Source organism: Citrobacter sp. KH_055_1 (genome assembly GCF_057838705.1).
The window spans coordinates 3,318,916-3,334,524 of sequence record NZ_CM174473.1 but is presented as its reverse complement, the minus strand read 5'-3'; the positions used below and the strand labels follow the sequence as shown (position 1 = coordinate 3,334,524).

The 15,609-nt window shown below is 48.4% G+C and carries 15 protein-coding genes; 4 read left to right on the top strand and 11 right to left on the bottom strand.

Features of this window, described 5'->3' with window-relative positions; genetic code table 11:
• Nucleotides 1–16: 16 nt before the first annotated feature.
• Nucleotides 17–817: a glucosamine-6-phosphate deaminase gene (gene nagB / locus AC3ITF_RS15810; RefSeq protein WP_003022803.1), complete on the bottom strand. Its 801-nt coding sequence runs from the start codon at nt 815–817 to the stop codon at nt 17–19.
• A 344-nt stretch (nt 818–1,161) separates the two neighbouring features.
• Here nagB and nagE point away from each other — a divergent pair, with 344 nt between their 5' ends.
• From nagE to AC3ITF_RS15790, 4 genes are all read left to right on the top strand, one after another.
• Entirely contained in the window at nt 1,162–3,108 is a 1,947-nt protein-coding gene (gene nagE / locus AC3ITF_RS15805) for a PTS N-acetyl glucosamine transporter subunit IIABC (protein WP_117342231.1), read from the top strand.
• Nucleotides 3,109–3,320: 212 nt separating this feature from the next.
• Nucleotides 3,321–4,988, top strand: coding sequence for a glutamine--tRNA ligase (glnS, locus tag AC3ITF_RS15800; protein ID WP_117342232.1), 1,668 nt, complete (start codon nt 3,321–3,323; stop codon nt 4,986–4,988).
• Nucleotides 4,989–5,548: 560 nt separating this feature from the next.
• Nucleotides 5,549–6,955 (top strand): chitoporin ChiP, encoded by a 1,407-nt coding sequence (gene chiP, locus AC3ITF_RS15795; protein WP_135912391.1) that lies wholly within the window; start codon nt 5,549–5,551, stop codon nt 6,953–6,955.
• A 49-nt stretch (nt 6,956–7,004) separates the two neighbouring features.
• Nucleotides 7,005–7,337 carry a ChiQ/YbfN family lipoprotein gene (locus tag AC3ITF_RS15790; RefSeq protein ID WP_115259086.1) on the top strand — a complete coding sequence of 111 codons (333 nt, stop codon included), beginning with the start codon at nt 7,005–7,007 and terminating at the stop codon, nt 7,335–7,337.
• 49 nt (nt 7,338–7,386) lie between these two features.
• On the opposite strand, the gene AC3ITF_RS15785 is transcribed toward AC3ITF_RS15790, so the two are convergent.
• The 10 genes from AC3ITF_RS15785 to ybfE all read right to left on the bottom strand — a co-directional run bounded on the left by AC3ITF_RS15785 (nt 7,387) and on the right by ybfE (nt 15,591).
• Nucleotides 7,387–8,205, bottom strand: coding sequence for a PTS system mannose/fructose/sorbose family transporter subunit IID (locus tag AC3ITF_RS15785; protein WP_115259085.1), 819 nt, complete (start codon nt 8,203–8,205; stop codon nt 7,387–7,389).
• Complete coding sequence (locus AC3ITF_RS15780) at nt 8,189–8,950, bottom strand: PTS mannose/fructose/sorbose/N-acetylgalactosamine transporter subunit IIC (RefSeq protein WP_115259084.1); 762 nt, start codon at nt 8,948–8,950, stop codon at nt 8,189–8,191. Before AC3ITF_RS15780 ends, AC3ITF_RS15785 begins: the two co-directional genes overlap by 17 nt.
• Before the next feature lie 10 nt (nt 8,951–8,960).
• A complete protein-coding gene (locus tag AC3ITF_RS15775) occupies nt 8,961–9,434 on the bottom strand; it encodes a PTS sugar transporter subunit IIB (protein WP_115259083.1) in 474 nt (157 codons plus the stop codon).
• Nucleotides 9,427–10,158 (bottom strand): BtpA/SgcQ family protein, encoded by a 732-nt coding sequence (locus AC3ITF_RS15770; protein WP_197970841.1) that lies wholly within the window; start codon nt 10,156–10,158, stop codon nt 9,427–9,429. The genes AC3ITF_RS15775 and AC3ITF_RS15770 overlap by 8 nt, the downstream gene beginning before the upstream one ends.
• Before the next feature lie 14 nt (nt 10,159–10,172).
• Nucleotides 10,173–10,595, bottom strand: coding sequence for a PTS sugar transporter subunit IIA (locus AC3ITF_RS15765; RefSeq protein ID WP_115259080.1), 423 nt, complete (start codon nt 10,593–10,595; stop codon nt 10,173–10,175).
• A gap of 152 nt (nt 10,596–10,747) precedes the next feature.
• Complete coding sequence (locus AC3ITF_RS15760; protein ID WP_181694896.1) at nt 10,748–13,474, bottom strand: sigma-54-dependent transcriptional regulator; 2,727 nt, start codon at nt 13,472–13,474, stop codon at nt 10,748–10,750.
• Nucleotides 13,475–13,750: 276 nt separating this feature from the next.
• Entirely contained in the window at nt 13,751–14,203 is a 453-nt protein-coding gene (gene fur / locus AC3ITF_RS15755; RefSeq protein WP_117342236.1) for a ferric iron uptake transcriptional regulator, read from the bottom strand.
• Nucleotides 14,196–14,282 carry a ryhB-regulated fur leader peptide gene (locus AC3ITF_RS15750; RefSeq protein ID WP_117342237.1) on the bottom strand — a complete coding sequence of 29 codons (87 nt, stop codon included), beginning with the start codon at nt 14,280–14,282 and terminating at the stop codon, nt 14,196–14,198. Before AC3ITF_RS15750 ends, fur begins: the two co-directional genes overlap by 8 nt.
• A 210-nt stretch (nt 14,283–14,492) precedes the next feature.
• Entirely contained in the window at nt 14,493–15,023 is a 531-nt protein-coding gene (gene fldA / locus AC3ITF_RS15745) for a flavodoxin FldA (protein WP_167456047.1), read from the bottom strand.
• Nucleotides 15,024–15,303: 280 nt separating this feature from the next.
• The gene (gene ybfE, locus AC3ITF_RS15740) at nt 15,304–15,591 is read right to left on the bottom strand and encodes a LexA regulated protein (protein ID WP_096757867.1); all 288 of its coding nucleotides are present in this window, start codon (nt 15,589–15,591) and stop codon (nt 15,304–15,306) included.
• Between the last annotated feature and the right edge of the window lie 18 nt (nt 15,592–15,609).

The window sequence follows — 15,609 nt, the reverse complement described above, 5'->3', positions numbered from 1 at the left end:
CTGGGCGGAAACAGCATTACAGACCTTTAATATTTTCGGCTTCTAACTCGTTAAAGTATTTCAGCGTCTTCACTTTCAGTTCCATTGTGGAAGGTTCATCGCAAACCACAACGGCTTTTGGATGCAGTTGCAGGCAGCTGATGGTCCACATATGGTTGACGTTACCTTCAACGGCAGCCTGCAGAGCCTGCGCTTTTTGGTGGCCCAGCACCAGAATCATCACTTCTTCGGCATCAAGCAGTGTACCCACGCCAACGGTCAGCGCATATTTCGGCACCTGGCTTACGTCACCGTCAAAGAAACGAGAGTTCGCCACGCGTGTGTCGTGGGTCAGCGTTTTGATACGCGTACGAGAGGCTAAAGACGACGCCGGTTCGTTAAATGCGATGTGCCCGTCGTTGCCTACACCACCCATAAACAGGTGGATTTTACCGTAGGAACGGATTTTTTCTTCATACTGACGGCATTCTGCATCGATATCTGGTGCGTTACCATTGAGGAGGTTGATGTTTTCTGCTGGAATATCAACATGATCAAAGAAGTTGCGATGCATGAAGCTGTGGTAGCTTTCTGGATGCTCTTTCGGCAGGCCAACATACTCGTCCATATTAAATGTGACAACATGTTTGAAGCTAACCTGGCCCGCTTTGTGCATTTCGACTAATGCTTTATAGGCTGTCAGTGGGGTGCCGCCAGTCGGCAGGCCCAGAACGAACGGACGATCTGCCGTTGGTTTGAACGCGTTGATACGGTTAACGATATGGCGAGCAGCCCATTTGCCGACTTGTTCAGCGGTATTCAGGGGGATCAGTCTCATTCTTCACCTCAGTAGTCAATGTAAGCAGTTGGCGGATTGAGTCGCTGTGCAGTATTAAGCGTAACCTGGTTTTGCATCGGTAAGGATCAATCCGTTTCGATTTTTTGAATGATAAAATAAGTTTTCGTAGTTAGCCAGTGGAAGGGAGGGTTAATAACGATATTTGGTGACTGTAATCACAAAAAACACGCTTTTAATTTGCGATACGAATTAATTTTCCACACACTCTGAATGTAGATGAATGGTTAATATCGTTGTTCCAGAATATCTTGCTGTCAGAATTGGTCGCACAATAAAAATATGGCTTCAAAGGAGCCTAATCGGGGTCTCGTAGGGGGAATAAAATGAATATTTTAGGTTTTTTCCAGCGGCTGGGTAGGGCGTTACAGCTCCCCATCGCTGTGCTGCCTGTCGCGGCACTGTTGCTGCGATTTGGCCAACCAGATTTGCTTAACGTCGCCTTCATCGCGCAAGCGGGTGGGGCCATCTTTGATAACCTCGCGTTAATATTTGCCATCGGTGTGGCATCCAGCTGGTCTAAAGACAGTGCGGGTGCGGCAGCGTTGGCAGGTGCCGTTGGTTATTTCATATTGACCAAAGCAATGGTTACCATTAACCCGGCGATCAATATGGGTGTGCTGGCAGGTATCATTACCGGTCTGGTCGGCGGTGCCGTGTATAACCGCTGGTCTGGCATCAAACTGCCTGACTTCCTGAGCTTCTTCGGCGGTAAACGCTTTGTGCCAATCGCCACCGGTTTCTTCTGTCTGGTTCTGGCGGCTATCTTCGGCTACGTATGGCCGCCGGTACAAAATGCCATCCATGCGGGTGGTGAGTGGATCGTGGGCGCTGGCGCGCTGGGTTCCGGTATTTTTGGTTTCATCAACCGTCTGCTGATCCCAACCGGTCTGCATCAGGTTCTGAACACCATCGCCTGGTTCCAGATTGGTGAATTCACCAACGCGGCAGGTGCGGTCTTCCACGGTGACATCAACCGCTTCTACGCGGGTGACGGCACTGCAGGTATGTTCATGTCCGGCTTCTTCCCGATCATGATGTTTGGTCTGCCGGGTGCGGCACTGGCAATGTACTTTGCCGCTCCGAAAGCGCGTCGTCCGATGGTTGGCGGTATGCTGTTGTCCGTGGCCATCACCGCGTTCCTGACCGGTGTGACCGAGCCGCTGGAATTCCTGTTCATGTTCCTGGCACCATTGCTGTATCTCCTGCACGCATTGTTAACGGGTATCAGCCTGTTCGTTGCGACATTACTGGGGATCCACGCGGGCTTCTCCTTCTCAGCAGGTGCTATCGACTACGTGTTGATGTACAACTTGCCGGCTGCAAGTAAGAACGTCTGGATGCTGGTCGCGATGGGGCTGGTGTTCTTCGTCATCTACTTTGTGTTGTTCAGCGCGGTTATTCGTATGTTTAACCTGAAAACGCCGGGCCGCGAAGATAAAGACGATGAAATTGTTACTGACGAAGCCAACAGCAACACCGAAGAAGGTTTAGCACAACTGGCCACCAGCTACATTGCTGCGGTTGGCGGTACCGATAACCTGAAAGCCATTGATGCCTGTATCACTCGCCTGCGTCTGACCGTTGTCGACTCCGCGAAAGTGAGCGATGCAATGTGTAAACGCCTGGGTGCTTCCGGTGTGGTTAAGCTGAACAAGCAGACTATTCAGGTCATCGTCGGCGCGAAAGCGGAATCTATTGGCGACGAAATGAAGAAAGTTGTCGCACGTGGTCCAGTTGCCGCAGCGTCTGCTGACAGCGCGCCTGCAGCAGCCCCGGCTGCAAAACCGCAGGCTGTGGCGAATGCTGTCACCGTTGAAGCGCTGGTTTCTCCGATTACCGGTGACGTGGTTGCGCTGGAGCAGGTGCCTGATGAAGCCTTCGCCAGCAAAGCGGTCGGCGACGGCGTGGCGGTGAAACCAACCGACAAAATCGTGGTTTCTCCGGCAGCGGGTACCATTGTGAAAATCTTCAATACCAACCATGCGTTCTGCCTGGAAACGCTGAAAGGCGCGGAGATCGTGGTCCACATGGGTATCGATACCGTGGCGCTGGAAGGTAAAGGCTTTACGCGTCTGGTGGAAGAAGGTGCGGAAGTCAAAGCAGGTCAGCCAATCCTGGAAATGGATCTGGAATACCTGAACGCCAATGCTCGTTCAATGATTAGCCCGGTTGTCTGCAGCAACAGCGATGACTTCGGTGGCCTGGTGATTAAAGCCGAAGGCCATGTGGTTGCCGGTCAAACGCCACTGTACGAGATTAAAAGTAAGTAATCGCGCGTAGGCTGGAGAAGGCGTAAGCGCTGCCATCCGGCAACATGAAATGCGTCACCAGCGGCGGGGAGCAATCTCCGCCGCTTTTTTTTGCAGCAAATGCCCGCATAATGACTGTCTGATACGTATTTTGCGTAACTAAAGGTTGTCAGTCAGTCCTGCTTATAAGATCATACGCCGTTATACGTTGTTTACGCTTTGAGGAATCCACGATGAGTGAGGCTGAAGCCCGCCCGAGTAACTTTATTCGTCAGATCATCGATGAAGATCTGGCCAGTGGTAAGCACACCACTATCCATACCCGTTTTCCGCCGGAGCCAAATGGCTATCTGCACATTGGCCACGCGAAATCCATTTGTCTGAACTTTGGTATTGCGCAAGATTACCAGGGCCAGTGCAACCTGCGTTTTGATGATACGAACCCGGTTAAAGAAGACATCGAGTACGTTGAATCCATCAAAAATGACGTTGAATGGTTAGGTTTCCACTGGACTGGCGATATTCGCTACTCGTCGGATTACTTCGACCAGCTGCATGCCTATGCGGTAGAGCTTATCAACAAAGGCCTGGCGTACGTCGACGAACTGTCAGCTGACGAGATCCGTGAATACCGTGGCACCTTGACGCAGCCTGGTAAAAACAGCCCGTACCGCGATCGTAGCGTTGAAGAGAACCTCGCGCTGTTCGAAAAAATGCGTACCGGTGGTTTTGAAGAAGGGAAAGCCTGCCTGCGCGCGAAAATCGATATGGCCTCGCCGTTTATCGTCATGCGCGACCCGGTGCTGTACCGCATTAAATTTGCCGAGCACCACCAGACCGGTAATAAGTGGTGCATCTACCCGATGTACGACTTTACCCACTGCATCAGCGATGCGCTGGAAGGCATCACGCATTCCCTGTGTACGCTGGAGTTCCAGGACAACCGTCGTCTGTACGATTGGGTACTGGACAACATCACCATTCCGGTTCACCCGCGGCAGTACGAATTCTCGCGCCTGAATCTGGAATATACCGTGATGTCCAAGCGTAAGCTGAACCTGCTGGTCACCGACAAGCACGTTGAAGGCTGGGACGATCCGCGTATGCCGACTATCTCTGGCCTGCGTCGCCGTGGTTATACTGCTGCCGCTATCCGTGAGTTCTGTAAACGTATTGGCGTGACCAAGCAGGATAACACCATTGAGATCGCCTCTCTGGAATCCTGTATTCGTGAAGATCTCAACGAAAACGCACCGCGCGCGATGGCGGTTATCGATCCAGTGAAACTGGTTATCGAAAACTATCCGCAGGGTGAAAGCGAACTGGTTACTATGCCGAACCATCCGAATAAACCGGAAATGGGCAGCCGTGAAGTGCCGTTCAGCGGTGAGATTTGGATCGATCGCGCAGATTTCCGCGAAGAAGCCAACAAGCAGTACAAGCGTCTGGTGATGGGCAAAGAAGTGCGTCTGCGCAACGCGTATGTTGTTAAAGCCGAGCGTGTTGAGAAAGACGCAGAAGGCAATATCACCACTATTTTCTGCACCTATGACGCTGACACGCTGAGCAAAGATCCGGCCGATGGGCGTAAAGTCAAAGGCGTTATTCATTGGGTCAGTGCGGCACATGCACTGCCAATTGAAATCCGTCTGTACGATCGTCTGTTCAGCGTGCCGAACCCAGGGGCGGCGGATGACTTCCTGTCCGTTATTAACCCGGATTCACTGGTTATCAAACAGGGCTATGGCGAACCATCGCTGCAGGCTGCCGTTGCGGGTAAAGCCTTCCAGTTTGAACGTGAAGGGTACTTCTGCCTCGATAGCCGCTATACAACGGCGGATAAGCTGGTGTTTAACCGTACTGTGGGTCTGCGTGATACGTGGGCTAAAGTGGGCGAGTAAGCTGCAATACCCCCTGTCAAACGCCGCGCTCTGCGGCGTTTTTTTTATCTCGACATCCTGCATTACTGGCTCTGTTTGCAGAGCGAATTAATTATTATTACGTCGTGTCCTGAGAATTAGTTAATTACCTATCAAAACCTTATGCCCGAGGACGACTCTGACTGTAACCGCTTTCATCCATATGGAAAACAAGCATTTTTTTCATTTTTCAACGTTTTTATATCTGCACATGAAAATGTAACAGAAAGCAATCAAATATGTGCGGTTGCTCATATTCTTACATACTGGTTACAAAAAGAGATTGATAATTCGCGTCGCGAAAAATAGTCTATTCATTGTAGTCAATGAGGTTTTCTCAGCGCTACTTTTTTTACTTTTTGTTTTTTCGCTGACCGCTTTTACCGGCAGCATTTTATACCCAATGGATTTCGAGTTGCATCAAGGCGGCGACGCAGCGAATTCCCAAGAGCGTACATCAGTACGTGACTGGGATGAGCGAGGAACGCCAACGCAGATGCGGCTTGAAAGACGAAGGGTTATACGTCAAAGAGGATTAACATATGCGTACGTTTAGTGGCAAACGTAGTACGCTGGCGCTTGCTATCGCCGGTATCACAGCAATGTCGGGTTTTGTTGTCGCTCCCCAGGTACATGCCGAAGGATTTATTGATGACTCAACCTTAACCGGCGGCATCTATTACTGGCAGCGTGAGCGTGACCGTAAAGATGTGACCGATCATGACAAATACAAAACCAACCTTTCGCACTCCACCTGGAACGCCAACCTCGACTTCCAGTCCGGTTACGCGGCTGATATGTTTGGTATTGATATCGCTGCATTTACCGCTATTGAAATGAACGAAAGTAGCGAAAGCGGTCATCCAAACGAAATCGCATTCTCTTCCAAAAATAAAGGCTATGACGAAGATTACTCCGGCGATAAGAGCGGGATTAGCCTTTATAAAGCAGCAGCTAAATTCAAATACGGCCCAACCTGGGCGCGCGCTGGTTATATTCAACCCACCGGGCAGACGTTGCTGGCTCCGCACTGGAGCTTTATGCCGGGTACTTATCAGGGTGCTGAAGCCGGTGCTAACTTTGACTATGGTGATGCCGGTGCGCTGAGCTTCTCCTACATGTGGGCTAACGAATATAAAGCACCGTGGCACATCGAAGTCGATAAATTCTATCAGGCCGATAAAAAGACCAAGGTAGATTACCTTCATTCGGTCGGCGCGAAATATGACTTCAAAAACAACCTGTTGCTGGAAGCGGCATTTGGTCAGTCCGAAGGCTATGTCGATCAATACTTCGCGAAAGCCAGTTACAAATTTGATTTAGGCGGCAATCCATTCACCACCAGCTATCAGTTCTACGGCGCACGCGATAAGGTTGATGACCGTACCGTTAACAATATTTATGACGGTACCGCCTGGCTGCAGGCGCTGACCTTTGGCTACAAAGTGGCAGAAGTGGTTGATCTGCGTCTGGAAGGTACCTGGGTGAAAGCGGACGGACAGCAGGGCTATTTCCTGCAGCGTATGACGCCAACCTATGCCTCCTCAAACGGTCGTCTGGACGTGTGGTGGGATAACCGCTCTGACTTCAACGCCAACGGCGAAAAAGCGGTTTTCTTTGGCGCAATGTATGACCTGAAAAACTGGAACCTGCCGGGTTGGGCTGTGGGTGCCTCCTATGTTTACGCCTGGGACGCTAAGCCATCGACCTGGCAGACTAACCCGGATGCATACTACGACAAAAATCGTACCATCGAAGAATCGTCTTACAGCCTGGATGCGGTCTACACCCTGCAGGACGGTCGTGCGAAAGGCACGATGTTTAAACTGCACTTCACCCAATACGACAACCATTCAGACATCCCGAGCTGGAGTGGTGGTTACGGAAACATCTTCCAGGATGAGCGCGACGTGAAGTTCATCGTGATTGCACCATTCACCATCTTCTAATGCCAACCGCGGCAGGCCAGGTGCCTGCCGCAACGTTGAGGACTGTTCTATGAAAAAACTGATACTCATCGCCGTCATGGCATCTGGGCTGGTGGCCTGCGCACAATCTCCGGCGCCAAAAGAAGACAGCCGTTTGAAAGAAGCTTACAGCGCCTGCATCAACACCGCACAGGGATCGCCAGAGAAAATCGAGGCCTGCCAAAGCGTGTTAAACGTGCTGAAGAAAGAAAAGCAGCACCAGCAGTTTGCCAATGAAGAAAGTGTTCGCGTACTGGATTATCAGCAGTGTATCCAGGCGACGCGTACGGGCAACGATCAGGCCGTTTCGGCTGATTGCGACAAGGTATGGCGGGAAATCCGCAGCAAGAACACAGCGCAGTAAAATGACAGGTAAAAAACGGGCGGATAGTCTCCGCCCGTTGCTGTTTTTGTTAACCCAGAATATTCAAATAGGCACCCAGTATTGATACGACAACGATGCCAATAAGAATGCGGGAAATTTGGATGTTCTTCCCTAACAGATAATACATTACGCCAAATGCCCCCATCGGTAACAGACACGGCATAATATCGTTTAAAATCTTTTGTAACGGCACGGCATAAGCACCTTCGCCAATCACAAAGGGAACGTTCAATGAGACCATGGTGGCGGTCATTCCTCCTATGACCATCAGCCCCAATATTGCCGCACCGTAGGTGATTTTCTGCATCATTCCCGACTCCTCCATTTTTTTGAAGAAATCAGCACCCAGTCGGTAACCGCCCATCAAACAGAAGTAGCGGATAAAGTAGTGGGGAATGTTAAACACCAGCAGGAACAGTAGCGGTCCCAGAATATTGCCGGATGATGCTAATGAAATCCCCAACCCCGCGGCGATAATACGCAGCGTTCCCCAGAAGAATGAATCACCAATACCCGCTAATGGACCCATCAGCGATGCCTTCACGGCGTTGATTGAGCTGGCGTCGAAGTCATCGTCGAGCATCCGGCGCTCTTCCATGGCGGACGTAATCCCCAGCGGCAGCGTCGACAAGTGAGGCGTGGTATTAAAAAACTCCAAATGCCGGACCAGCGCGTCGGAGATTTCCTGGTCGGTTTTACACGTTTTACGGATAATGGGCACCATCGAAAAGGTATAACCCATATGCATCATACGCTCATAGTTCCATGACGATTCCATGGTCAATGAGCGGAAATAGACGCTCCAGAGATCGCGTTTGGTAATTTTGACATCAGAATTCGTTGTCATCGATGACCTCTTGTTTTTTTGCTTCGTTATTAACGAGTACGATTGCGAGGAACAGGCCAAACAGGGCGATCCCGACCAGCGGTAGTTTTAAATATGCCGCTAGTAGAAAACCAAAGAAGAAATAGGGGAATACTTTTTTGTTGATGATCATTCTCGCCAGCATGGCAAAACCGAGCGCCGGTAAGATGCCCGTGGCGATAGTCATTCCCGTCATAATATCTTTGGGGATCGATTCGAGAATGGCATTAACCACCGGCGTCCCAACATAAAAAGCAAAACCAACCAGAATCGCAAACGGCACGGAACAGGCGAGGGTAGAGTAAATATGCATGCGGACTACGCCGCTGATATTGGCATTTAACGCATGTTTGTCTGCGCGACGGCAAAATATCGGCAAGACAAAGATATACACGGCGTTTTGTAATACCAATACCAACGTAGCAATAGGTACCGCAAGAGCTACGGCAGTGGCCACGTTTTGCCCAGAGGCAATGGCAAAGGCGGTGCCTAAAATACCGCCAGACGTCACATCAGGGGGATTAGATGCGCCAATCTGGAATGCGCCTAACAGCACAAGTTCAATGGCCGAACCAATAATGATGCCATTGGTGAGATCGCCCATAATTAGCCCCACCAACGGCCCCATTACGATCGGACGTCGGAGCATGGCGGTACCGAAGATGGAGTCCAGGTAACCGACACAGGATAAACCACCCAATAAAAAGGATTGCATTAGTAAGCTCATATCCACTACCTCATCCCAGTAAGGCGATAGCTTTCAGTCGGGTATCGTTCGGTACTTGCCTGATCTCAAGTTCGACACCTTTGTTATCCAGTTCTTTTAATTGTGTAACGTCGTGGTCGGTAATAAATATGGCTTTTGATATTTGACGCGTGCCCGGTGCAGATTTAATCCCACCCAGATTGATACTGACAATTTTTTCGTATTCCATTGCCAACGCGTGTGCATCATTAATCGATGCAACAACAATAAAGAGGTTATATTTTTCTGTCGCGCCGCTTTGTAAGGCTTTGATCGAATCTGCAATATTTTTAATAACCAATTTAACGTTATTCGGTCGCGCCAGGCGCATGGCCGTCATTTTTAACTCATCATTGATGATGTCATCATTGGCAATAAGAATGCAATCGGCCTGCAGCGCCGCAGTCCAGGCAAAAGCTACTTGGCCATGTAATAAGCGATGGTCTACACGTAATAATTTAATCATTTTGTTTAACCTTTTGCATTAGCTGTGAAACGTGTTCGGCACAGACATCGCCGGTGTCTTTATAGGTATCTTTGAAATAACTTCCTACCACTGCACCTGAACCCATGGTCAACTGATGCTGACAATTGTCGAGGGTGATCCCGGCACCAATAATTAATGGAAAGTCACCAATGATGGCCCTGAATTCGCGGATTTTATCTTCATCTGTTTCCTGTCCGGTGGCATCACCGGTGACGACAATGGCGTCACAGCGTTGCATCCCTAGCGTCAGGTCTTCCTGCAAGCTGCGTCCAGATTTGTAGGGTTGATACTTGAAACGTACACCACCGAATACGGCAAAAGAAGCATTGCGACGATTTTCCTCAATAAATTGGGCAAATGAGAGGTCTTCATCGACAGGCAAATGTCCGGCAACAGAATCTAACTGGATAAAGCTGGCGTGATATTTTTTGGCTAACTCAAACCCTTTCTTATCATCGTCTAACAGATTGACGCCGTAGGTAATACCCGGTTGAGTGCTGTCGAGGTAATGCAGCACGCTTTCAACTTGTGCAGGGGTGCCAAAATAGTTTTCAACAATCACCGCATCTACGCCATTTTGTTGATAGATAGCGATCTCTTTTTTTGCATTTTCGAGGACATCACGGTCGTTTTCACCTTTCAAATGCAGCATGGCAAGAATGAATTTATTGTCACCAAATAACGTTTCAACTTTATTTTTCATGTTCGCTCCTGGCATTAAAAATCATCTGATTTTGGGGTGCTGTTGAATAACACATCATTGCAGTACTGGATGGTTTCTTTGGATTCCAGAACGGCGGTTCTAATTAGCGCTTGGGTGTCGTCGGTATCGGGGTTTTCCAGAATCAATGCAATCAGTAACGGTAAATTGAGTCCAGTGATTAAATGCAGGCGCGGATCGTCAAGATGAGTAATAAACTCGTTAGTCACGCTTCCCTTAGAGATATCGGTGATCACAATGGCTTCATCTTGGCTGCCCAACGTGCTCATGAATTTTTGTACGCTGAGTTTGATATCAGGCACATCCTCGGTGTAGGCACACAGCGTGGAAATATCTTCATTTTTACCCACGACCATTTCCAGTGAATCCCTGATTCCATCAGCAAATCTGCCATGACTGGCGAACAAAAACTTACGCATACCGCTCCATGCTCCACAATGAGTGACGACACTACAGGTGTCGCCATAAATGATGAGACTGAATTGAGATAGCAGGAATCATGCCAGCTAATGTCAAAGCGGAAGGAGGTGAGATGGGGGGGGGGTTAATCCATCATTATGATTTTAAAGGATTAATTTGATTTTATGATATCGTAAATATAGCCGATTTCGCTGAACGGAATGGTGACACTATAGGTATCTTCTATGACACTAAAGGCATCCTGAATCATGCACAGTGTTTCTTTATCACTTTGACTAAGCGTCTGCTGTGCCGGGTAGTTCTCAAGAGGAATCTGACGAATCAAACGTTCCAGCATGCAGCTGGCATGGACATACAGGTTAATCTTCGTCTCATTGGCTAAGCGTTTTTTGAGTAATCTTTCGAGAGTACTGATACAGATATCAAGGTGCTCAAGGATTTTTCCGGTATCCAGAATCGTCAACTGAGCGATGACCCGCTTGAGCGAAAAGTTATGTACCAATCTGTCGTTGATGGTCTGAATCATATCGGTATCAGCAATGCCCTGGAAAACCGTTTCCAGGCGAACATCACCCCGGCCGCTGATCAGGTCATCCAATGAAATATAGGGAATAAAGGGGATATCCGGATTAGCTGTTCCGACAACAGCAATAATGTCATAGAACTGAGACAGTGACTGGCGGGAGGACTCTGAAAGCAGTAGCTGGTGGTCATAGGCGATAACATCCACCCCTGCTTCTTTCGGAATACTGTCTTCCAGCAATGTCTGTATTCGCTGCGCCGTACCCATTCCGGTATAGCAGCTGGTAATGATTACTGGACGTTTGACCTGCTCTGAATAGATGATTTTACTGTCATTCTTTTGGTAAGAGGTGACGTTCTCAACAATGCTTTCCAGCGGAGCGTTATCTAATAATAACTCACCGACGTGTAGCGCCATTGCCGTGGAGACATTATTAATAATGGCGACAGGGAAATGGATGCTTTTATTGAACTCAGAGTAAATATCCGTTAACGACCCCATATCTACCAGAATGACCAGCCCATTGGACATATCATTATCATTAATGTACTGCAGTATATTACTGGCGATATCTTTGATGGCCGTGTCGATAGGCATATCGAAGGAGGCAAAAAGGGTTTCACCCAACATGCGGTTCACGACATTGGCAATACTGCTGGCCGTTGCATAGCCATGTGCCAGAATGACCGCTTTGGTTCGTGGTGCAACGGTCACCATCTTCATACTTTTCAAATATAGCGTGAAGAAAACGTCATCTTCCTGGGTAATCTTGAGATCAAATCGCTGGGCGATCTGTGTTGATAACATACTCGCAATCAGGTTCTCTTCTGCCAAATGTTGGCTAATATACTGATGTAAATTTTTGAGCGTTTTTTTATGCGCCAGGATGCCGTCATTACCCTGCTTATTTTTAGTAAATAAATACCATGCTAAGCCGTACAGTCGATTACCGTTAAATTGGACCGAATGTTTGCTTTCTATCTGCTGAACAATATCCTGGATAGTATTGAGATGTGAATAAATGGCCGGGTGATCGTTTTGTGCCGTTGGGTTAAATATGATCTTATCGAACAGCGTATCGATTTCACGAGAGACTTCTGGGAGCAGTACATTTTCGCTATTTTGCTGAAACAGGCTGAAGATCTTATCCCAGAATTCACTAATAAAATAGTTCAACGGTACTACAGGGAGAACCAATTGCTGTAGCGTCATCGAAGGGGTAAATACGACAGCGGTTCCTACAACCTGGTGATTAATTTGCACACCATGCGGCATAAAGCTGTCTGGTAGATCGTCTAAGTGTAAAGAGAGGCACTGATCTGCTTGAGACTTTGCAAAACGCGTGGCACTCAGGCAGGTGATGGTATTTTTTAATTCACCGATATTTCCGCTGTAGATGTGTCGTTTTAAGACGTTCAGCACCTGTGGGGACAGTTTGATATTGCGCTTGAGCAGTTTCGACTCATGCAGGAAAAAGGCATAAATAAACTGGATTTTTTCCGCTTCACCGCGCTGTTCCAACGAAGGAATGGCAATATTCAGCGGGATACGACGTATAAACGTGTCCAGAAAATACTCTTTGGGCGAGACGGTTGTGGCGAAAACCAGTCTGACCTGAGCGCTGATTTCTTTTTCGCTTTCCCCCATGCGACGAAAACGCCCGGTATCCATAAAGGTGAATAACTTTTCCTGACCCTCCGGATGTAAGCGGTGGATCTCATCCAGAAATAGCACCCCTCCATCGGCTTTTTGCAGAAGTCCTTCGCTGGTTTTATCTGCCCCTGTAAATGCACCTTTGATATAGCCAAAGAGGTGACTCGAAAGTAATTCAGGGTTGTTGGCATATTGAGCACAATTGAACGCAATAAATGGCGCGGTGGGGGGCAGGATTTTCTTCTCCACAGCTCGCTGCCAGGATAATTGTGCCAGCATGCTCTTACCGCTGCCGGTCGGGCCATACAGCATTACTGACAGACCGTGAGGGGGATAACAGATCGCGGTATTCAATTTTTCTATAACGGGGACTAAACTTCCCTGGGAACCGATCAATCCGGCAAACGTGTCTTGTTGTTTATATTGATGCTTTTTTAGCTCAGCGGCGCCTGAGAAGACGGACTGACTGACACGAAAAAACTGTTCTTCAAAAACGGCTTTGTGCAGAAAATAGACGGGCCGGGTATTCAGTTTTATGACCAGATTATCGTCAATGAGCTGATTCAGATAGTGGCTGATGGTATTACGCTTCACATTGAAGTGTTCTGCCATCGTTTGGGCCGTATGAAAGTCGTCCAGCGAGTCAAAAGAAAAATGACGGGTCTCTTCTGCCAAAAATGCAAAGATCTCTTCTTTTAACACCGTGAGCCTCTTAACTGTTCCATGCGGGTTCTAACGTCTGGTGCGCATATAATAGTAACAAAAATAAAATGTTGTGGGACATCATGGCTCATTTGGAGTTTTTGAGCCATCACGTTTTCTACGCGTGTTATTTTGATTTAACCGCGGGGGAGGTTATCACATTTTGCGGATAGTCGGCGGATGGTTGGCGGTGATTGTGACTATTTCGTACTTAAATTTTACTGATACGTTAATCCCCGGCTCAACGTTGAGCGGGGGACTGACGTGATTCAAAACTTATTTTGCAACACCGTCGTGCGCATGCTCATCTTCGCGGCAATCGCCTTCAGCGCAGTGGCCGTAAAGATAGAGGCTATGATTCGTTAAACGAATACCATGTTTAGTGGCAATCTCACGCTGGCGCGCTTCGATAGAGTCATCGCTGAATTCGACCACTTTGCCACAGTCGAGGCAAATCAGGTGATCGTGATGATGCTGTTGAGTCAGTTCGAAGACGGACTTGCCCCCTTCGAAATTATGGCGGGTTACGATACCGGCATCATCAAACTGGTTCAGCACGCGATACACGGTCGCCAGACCAATCTCTTCACCCATGTCGATCAGGCGTTTATATAAGTCTTCCGCACTGACGTGATGGTTATCCGGTCCCTGAAGAACTTCCAGAATTTTTAAACGAGGAAGCGTTACTTTCAGGCCAGCCTTCTTTAATGCGGTATTGTTGTCAGTCATGCGGAATCTGTCCTGTAGCTAAACGGTTCACTTCATTAAAAGAAGTGACAGAAAATGCACTTGAGATAATGCGTATCATTATAGAACTGCCACGCCTAAATGAAAACTGCAAGCCTCTGGCAAATATTGTTAATCAAAACGTGGTATCGCCAACAAACACACTGTGCAATACCCGATTGGCATCCAGCCATTGTACAGGGTCAGGCGAGAAAGTTACAAATTTGTAGCAATTATTTTGATTGGTTTTATCTATTGATGCGGCACAGATGAAGATCTGCGCCGCACGAAATTAGGCGTTAATAATCTCGTCGAGATGCAGTTCCGCTGAAATCTGCTTAACCCATTTTTCAACGCGTTCTGCGGTCAGTTCAGGCTGGCGATCTTCATCGATAGCCAGGCCGACAAAGTGGTCGTCGTCAGCCAAACCTTTGGATGCTTCAAAGTGGTAACCCGCCGTTGGCCAGTGACCGACGATGGTTGCGCCGCGCGGTTCGATGATGTCGCGAATCGTGCCTAACGCATCGCAGAAATATTCTGCGTAATCTTCCTGATCGCCACAGCCAAACAAAGCAACCAGTTTACCGTTAAAATCAATGTCTTCGAGGGTCGGGAAGAAGTCGTCCCAGTCACACTGCGCTTCGCCGTAGTACCAGGTCGGGATGCCGAGCAGCAGAATGTCATACCCTTCCAGGTCTTCTTTGCTGCTTTTTGCAATGTCATGTACATCGGCAACGTCTTTACCAAGCTGTTTTTGAATCATTTTTGCGATGTTTTCGGTATTACCGGTGTCGCTGCCGAAAAAGATGCCAGTGATTGCCATGAGTAAAATAACCTCTTGAAACTTATTGAAATGGTGGTGGCGCATTGCCCACGGATAAGGGCAATCATAGCAGAACAGTCAGGCATGCGGAAACAGCAAACACGCTGGACTGCACTCTGTGCTACACGATTTATGATTTATACCCGTCATACTTCAAGCTGCATGTGCGTTGGCTTTCCTCGCTCACCCCAGTCACGTACTTATGTACACTCCTGGAGATTCGCTGCGTCGCCGCCTTGATGCAACTCGAATTATTTAGGGTATAGAGCAGAATTTCAGACTATGCCTGACCACGCAATGTGGCGAGTTGGATCATCAGCATTTCTTCAATGAGTTCACTGCGGCTCATATTACGCGCATCAGCCAGCTCATTCAGCGCGTCAACGGCGTCGGCGTTCAGTTTCAGTTCGACACGCTTAAGCCCACGAACTTTGTCGCGTTTAAGCTGATTACGTTTGTTAATACGTAACTGTTCATCACGCGAAAGCGGATTGGTTTTGGGTCGTCCCGGGCGACGCTCCTGCGCGAACAGATCTAATGTCGTACGGTCCGTTTGTTCTTTGGCCATGATCTTGGTGACTTCGGG